Origin of the sequence: Occallatibacter sp., assembly GCF_049802275.1 — a bacterium.
GTDB lineage: Bacteria > Acidobacteriota > Terriglobia > Terriglobales > Acidobacteriaceae > Telmatobacter.
In genome coordinates this window covers 1-6,888 of record NZ_JBARMD010000440.1, presented here as the reverse complement: position 1 = coordinate 6,888, position 6,888 = coordinate 1, and the positions used below count along the sequence as shown (strand labels likewise).

The 6,888-nt window shown below is 58.2% G+C and carries 4 protein-coding genes and 1 pseudogene; 3 read left to right on the top strand and 2 right to left on the bottom strand.

What is annotated here, in order from left to right:
• Positions 1-1,184, bottom strand: a 1,184-nt coding sequence (locus tag WA354_RS15350; RefSeq protein ID WP_472813895.1) for a hypothetical protein, incomplete at its 3' end; no start/stop codon positions are given.
• Between the two features lie 161 nt (positions 1,185-1,345).
• Between WA354_RS15350 and tyrS the strand changes: the two genes are divergently transcribed.
• Both tyrS and WA354_RS15340 read left to right on the top strand, forming a co-directional pair.
• On the top strand, positions 1,346-2,617 hold the full coding sequence (gene tyrS / locus WA354_RS15345) for a tyrosine--tRNA ligase (RefSeq protein ID WP_472813894.1): 1,272 nt from the start codon (positions 1,346-1,348) through the stop codon (positions 2,615-2,617).
• Positions 2,618-2,872: 255 nt separating this feature from the next.
• Positions 2,873-3,418: a hypothetical protein gene (locus WA354_RS15340; RefSeq protein ID WP_472813893.1), complete on the top strand. Its 546-nt coding sequence runs from the start codon at positions 2,873-2,875 to the stop codon at positions 3,416-3,418.
• Between the two features lie 731 nt (positions 3,419-4,149).
• Here the strand turns inward: WA354_RS15340 and WA354_RS15335 are convergent.
• A complete protein-coding gene (locus WA354_RS15335; RefSeq protein WP_472813892.1) occupies positions 4,150-6,228 on the bottom strand; it encodes a PP2C family protein-serine/threonine phosphatase in 2,079 nt (692 codons plus the stop codon).
• Positions 6,229-6,379: 151 nt separating this feature from the next.
• Here WA354_RS15335 and WA354_RS15330 point away from each other — a divergent pair.
• Positions 6,380-6,888: pseudogene (locus WA354_RS15330) on the top strand (glycosyl hydrolase); the annotation flags it as partial.

The following is a 6,888-nucleotide window of genomic DNA, read 5'->3' as shown; positions in this document are numbered from 1 at the left end:
TAGCGGGTGGGATCGCTGTCATTGAGGTTGCCTGCAATGGAGCCGTCTGCGTTGAGATGTCCGGACTCGAAGACTGCGTGGCCGGAGGCATCGGTAACGGTGACGTGAAGCCACGCGCGGCGCGATGGAAAAGCAGTGGGAAGCTTATGGCCGGTGAGGTTCTGCACCGTAACGGCGAAGGTGAGATGGCCTTTGGCGACGGCGACTGCGCTAAGGGAGAGATGCGCAGTCTGCGATTGGAGATAGGCGCGCGTCTCCGTCGAGGCTGCGGTGAGTTCTGCGGGAGACGCGGTCACAGCGAGTTCGTCGTGATGCGCCACCAGAAGATCCTGCATGAAGAAGTTAGCGCCGGGGAAGGAATGACGGCGAACTCCATCGCGGGGCGGGCTGCCGAGGGTTGCGTCGGGCGCAGGCTCAGAGATGGCGGGCATGTGGCAGGACTGGCAGGTTTGTTTGTCGTGGTAGTCGCTGTGCTGCCACTCGAGGTACGGCATCTGTTCGGGAAAGCGGCCGGCCGCCTTCCCTGATGCGTCGAGCGTAGTGGTGTAAAGGGTGTGGCACGAGCCGCAGAGCCCGGCCTGGCGCAGGTGATCGGACTGCGTGAGCGTGAGGCCGGAGGCGAGCGTGTGAATCGATGTCGCCCGGGCCTCGGCCGGGTAGGGACCGAAGAGAGGGCGGGGCTGCTGGCCAACTCCGGCGACGGTTATGTTGCCGTTGTAGGATTCGGGCGTGCCCAGGCCTTGCGGTTCAGCCTGATGACAGACCGTGCAGGAGACCCCGTCAGCAGCGGCTGCGGCGTTGTGCGCGTCATCGAGTGGCAAATGAGAAAAGACGGCAGTGTCATGGCCGGCAGCTTTGTCAGTGAAGTGCTGCAGGGGCATGTGGCACGTAGCGCATTCGTTCTCAATCGACGAAGCGGCAGAGGCGTGGTCGAGAGTCTCGCGGCGGACGCTGGCCTGCCAATAGGGATCGCGTGCGGAGTTGGCCATGATGCTCGCGCGCCAGGCCGAGCCGATGGAAACGTCCTCGCCTTTCGCCGTCTTCAGGTTGTTGTGGCAGCTATAACAGCGGGTGGATAGGGGATACGGCGGCTGCTGCGCGTTGACAGGAACGGGCGGCATCAGCACGACTGAAACCCACACAGCCGTGGAGAGGAAAGCAGACATCGGAGCGCGAAGAGACAATCCATTTCTCCTGGGAGAACCGGAGGGGTGACCCTTTTGCCCCTCGCATAGAGCATATATAAGGAGCACGGCGAAGAATGACTTTTCGCTCCGCAAGCGGGCAATGGCTACTGACGAGGCGGCAAGGCGCACGGTAGCCGGACTCTATACTGAAAGACGGCATGAATACGTTTCTTCCAGTTGATGAACAGATGGACCTGCTGCAAAAAGGTGCGGCGGAGATTATTCGCGTTTCCGATTTGCGCGAGCGCCTTGAAGAGAGCCGCAAGACGGGCCAGCCGCTGCGCGTAAAGGCGGGGTTCGATCCCACGGCGCCAGACCTGCATCTGGGCCATACAGTGTTGATGCGCAAGCTGCGGCACTTCCAACAGCTCGGGCATACCGTGATTTTTCTGGTGGGCGATTTTACTTCGCTGATCGGCGATCCCACAGGGCGCAACGTGACCCGAAAGCCGCTGACACGCGAACAGATCGACGCGAATGCCGAGACCTACAAGCAGCAGGTGTTCAAGATTCTCGACGAGAAGGTGACCGAGGTTCGGTACAACTCGGAGTGGCTGGGCAAGCTTGGTTACGAAGGCACCATCCGTCTCGCGTCCCACTTCACGGTTTCGCAGATGCTGGAGCGCGACGAGTTTCACAAGCGTTTCCAGGCCGAGCAGCCAATCAGCCTCCACGAGCTGCTCTATCCCCTCATGCAGGCTTATGACTCCGTCGCTCTCGAGTGCGATGTCGAACTCGGCGGCACCGACCAGCGCTTCAACCTCGGCGCCGGCCGCGAACTCCAGCGCCAATACGGCCAGAAACCGCAGATCATCCTGATGACGCCGATTCTCGAGGGGCTCGACGGCGTTCAGAAGATGAGCAAGTCTCTCAATAACGCAATCGGCATCAACGAGCCACCGGCGGAGATGTACGGCAAGCTGATGTCGATTTCCGATGAGTTGATGTGGAAGTACTGGGTATTTCTGACGGATCTGAAGCAATCGGAGGTCGACGCTCTACGTGCGGAGGTTGCGAACGGAACAGTTCATCCCATGGACGTGAAGAAGCGACTGGCGCGAACCATTACTGCTGGATTTCACGGCGAAGCCGCCGCACAGCATGCGGATGAAAACTGGGCGCGCATGTTCCAGCAGAACGAGACGGCTGAGGACCTCGAAGAGGTTCACATCGCATATGCGGACCTGGTAAGCCCGTCGTGCCCTCCGGGAGAGTTGCAGATTCGCGTTTCGAAGCTGCTGCTGCAGACGGGCCTCGCGGCCAGCGGTGCCGAAGCGAGCCGAAAGCTTGCGGAGAAAGCCGTGAAGATCGATGGCGAGGTTGTCACGAATTCTGCGATCGTCATCGACACGTTGCCGGTGCGGCTGGTGGTGCGGTTGGGCAAACGCGCGAAGGCTGCGGTCATCGGCGGGTTTGGCGAGGGCGTTTAGTTGGTCATTTACGCCGGCCGACAGGCTTGCTGATCTCAAAAAACGAGAGCTGGGCACGCACTAACGCCGCACGATGATGCGGCGTTTGCGTCACCATGCAATCGCGCAAGGAAACGGACCTGTAAGCCCATCAAAGGTAAGTGGGAATATTGATCAAGGGACCGCATTATGCGTGCTTGCTCACTTTTTAGGTTCCACGTTATTCATGTTTTGTGCGGCTTTCTGTTTTAGACTTCTTCATTGACAATCGATCCAATGGCGTTCCCATCCTCCAAACACGCTATCGGAGTGCTTTGCTGCCTCATCGCGTTCGCAGCGTGTATCGTCGCATGTATCGTTGCACGGTCCAGGCGTCGGGAGTTTCCTCCCGATTGGCCGGTGCTTGTGCCTCTCACCGTCCTTCAGTTAGCGCTCCTGGTCGATATGCTCTTCAGTCTGCGCTGGCTCTTGCACAACAAGCTGGCAAGTGAATTCATGGTTCATCACTTCTATGAACGCCGGGTGGGCCCACAGCATATTGCCCTTCTTCTTGTGGCTGCCGCGGCGTCAATTGGAATCTGGTTGCTGCGGAAAAGCCTGCGGGGCAGGAGAGGGGCGCAATTGGCATCCTGCGGAATGATTCTATGGATATCCACTTGGTTCGCGGAGGTGATCTCTCTCCACTCGATGGACGTCTTCCTCCACAACTCGCTTGATCACGTCACTGTGCGCGACGCGGTCTGGATTGTGAGTTCCATCATGATCTCGTGCGGGGTCTTGCTGGATGTTAGACGAACGCCGACGACTGCAATGCGGAAGTAATCCGGTTTTGGAGCTACTTCCCGGTTGGCGGTTATTCGTTCCGAGCGTTTGTGTCGTACCCGACCTCTCCGATCGAGTGATTTCAATCATATTGACATTGCGAACCGCTTGAGTTCTGATGATGGCGCTGATTCTCGCCGTCTGTCTCAGTGGGCCCATATCAACGAAGTTGACCTCAGGGCCGGTCCAATCTGCATGCACTTCTCTGCTATCTGAGACCAGCTTCCTTAACCTGCAGAAATGTCAGTTCTGAAAGGGGAAGGATATGCCAAGAAAAACTAACTGTCAGCTGCTCTGTGAGAGCACAGGATCAACACAAGCGGCTGCTTCGAAGTTGGCGCGAACATCCGCGTCCCAGGTTTGTGATCAGCATCCATCGTTCACGTTGGCGCTTGACGCTCTCAATATGTACGAACGCTGGGTGAGTCGGGTAGTCCTGCCGATCGCGTTTGAATGGATTGGTGAACATCCGGAAATCTGCGACGGAATTCCAGACTCTTCAAAAGACGACATAGGTGTCGTAATTGCCGCCGCCTTCGAAAAGGTGCAGAGATGTCCTCACTATCTGGCGGGGCAGCAGGCGTGCAGCAATTTCAAATCCGGGAAGTTGAAGGCGGTGAGACCGATTAACCCAGTTTGGGACAGAATCTCACAAGGACTGAGTGCTGAAACGCGCAGAGTTTATCAAGCAGAGTCGAAATTTCTGATAAATACGATCTGCCCGTAGGTGTTCAGGCGGGTCGCGCCAAAGTCGAACCAACGAACGCGTCCTCGAATCCGGTCTGACGATCTGCGACACACGTGAGCGTGACGATGGTGATGTCGTCGTCCTGACCGAAAGCCACTGCAGCTTCTGCGGCCTCTTCGGCGGTTGGGTTGCGCGCGAAGAGCTGCTCCAGACGCTCGAATCCATAGAGCTCGCCGGTCTTGCTGCGGGCCTCGAGCAGCCCGTCCGTGTACAGAGCGAGGTGATCACCCGGATGGAGTTGCACCGTAGACTGCTCGTACACGGTTGAGTCGTCGATGCCGAGCGGAAGTGCGCCCGGAACGTCGAGTTCCAACCGATTGAGAAAAGGCGGAGGATGGCCTGCGCTGGCTATCGTACAGCGGCCGAGACGATCGATCCTCAGGGCGATGCACGTGGCGAAGCCGTTCTGCAACCGGCCGCACAGGCGGCGGTTAATCTCAGCGAGCAGTTGGGCCGGCTGCGGAAAGATCTCTGCCAGCACGCGCATGACGCCAACGATATAAGAGACGCTGAGCGCGGCTTTCAGTCCGTGTCCGCTCACGTCGCCGACGATCAGCAGCGCTGCACCGGCGGGGTCTCCATCGAGCGGAATCAACTGGAAGAAATCTCCGCCGACGGCCATGGCGGGACGATACGAACTGGAGACCTCAAAGCCGGGAGTGGCGTGTTGCGTCTCCGGCACCAGTATCCGCTGCAGTTCGCGGGCATTGCTGAACTCATTGGCCATCACCATCTGGCGTTGCCGCTCTTTGCGGTAGTTGTTGTAAACGGCGTAGACGATGAAGACAAGCAGCAATGCGCGCGTGATCATTCCGAGGGAAATTGCGTTGCCATTTACGGTGAATAAAGGAGAGAGGATCTCATCTCCAATCGTCCAACCGGTGAACCTCTGGCCCTGTTTCAGCGCACCGCCAACCACGACGATCATTTCATCGAGAAAAGCGAATAGTACGACCATCCAGGACGCAAACTTCAAACGTCTCCAGCGCGAGACCGCAAAACCGACAAGCACCAGCGGGAGCAATTGGATGAGGGTGCTGATGATCGTGATCATGGCGTCGGTGGATTGGGCCCAGACCAGCCACCGTGGATGCCAGCTGATTGCGAGAAGCAATCCATCGAGCGAGGTGATCGTGAAGTCAACGGCCGCAAGAATTTTGACTAGTCGGAAGACCCCTGGATCGGTATTGAGGTGCAGCAGCCATAGCAGGAGAAGCCACAGTGAAATGTCCTGAATGGAGTTGATCGGCTGCACTAAACCCATTGCCAGGGCGTATGGCCACGGAATATGCGCATTGAGCAGCAGCACGTTTGCGAGCGGCGCAAGAGAGAAGCCCACCATCCAGAGGAGAGCCCACTGCTTGCGATTGCGCCACCACATGAGCAAGCTCAGCAGGGCAATCAAACCGTAGATCAGGTGCTCGCCGAAGAGGAACTGCCTGCTCTTCAGCCATTCGTAATCAACAACAGCCTTGGCTGCAGCGATGGCCTGGTTGTCACCGATCAGGGGCGCCTGGGCAAAGCCGCCCACCTCACCAGGATCATCTGAAAATAGCGGCGCCTTCCAGACGCGAAACGCCAGGACGCCACTGTCTCCAGGCCCGAGTTCGACTATCTGTGGCTTCTGTGAAACGAACCAGACGGGGTAAGGCGGGAATTTGCCGTTGCGGCCGACCCGTTGGCCATTCCAATAGACCTCGTAGACGTCCTCCACAAGGGGTACCAGCAGTGAGAACCGGAGAAAAGCATCGCTCGCTGGTCTGATGGTGAGGTGAAGACGGTACCAGGCCGATCCTGTATATCGAGCGTGACCCTGTACGCCCCAAGGCCGGTCTGGGCTCAATAATTCCCAGTGGGAGTCATCGAGCGAAGGGGAGGCCCATGCGGGGTCATCGCCAAGATGAAAACTCCAAGGGCCCGCTAGGGGGACAGCGCCCTTACCCAATCCATTAATGACGGTCGGACTTGGGGCCGGAATCTCCTCCGCATTTGAATTGAAGGCGGTGAGAGCCACCAGCAGGACGATCGGCACGCACCGGAATCTTGAAAGCCGTGCGAGCATGTGGCCAGCATACTCCCGATTCTGCCTGCGAAACACCGTCTTTATGCGCTTTGAAGATCGGCTTGCAGCCCGGTTCGGCCGAACTCCGTTGGCGGAGTGGGTCGAACGAATCGGGGCCGGAAGAGTAAGCTTCATTGCGGAGGTTGGCCGCATGCGAATGCCCTTGCTTCTGGCCGTCTGTCTTGTTGCGTGCGTGAGCTCATCAGCACAGCAGAAGTACTTCGGCAACTGGCCAGAGAATGCTGATCCTCAAAAAGTTGGCGACGCGGTTGCAAGCCACTTCCTCGAAAGCGCGCACCTGAAGACGATCGTCTATCCGGAGGTTTGCGCATGGTACGGAGGTCTCACTTATGCCGAGGCCACCGGAAATAAGACTCTGGAGGCTCAGCTACAGGCGCGCTTTCAGCAATTGCTGACTCCTGAAAAGCAGTCGCTCATACCCGACAAGGAGCACGTGGATTACGAAATCTTCGGCGTGGTCCCGCTGCAAGTCTCCACGGAGACAAAGGATGCATCGACGCGCGCAATGGGCCTGCGCTTCGCTGACCGTCAGTGGAGCAAGCCTCAGCCAGACGGCCTCTCGGGCGAGACACGCTACTGGATCGATGACATGTACATGATCACGATCCTGCAACTTGAAGCCTATCGCGCGACCAACGA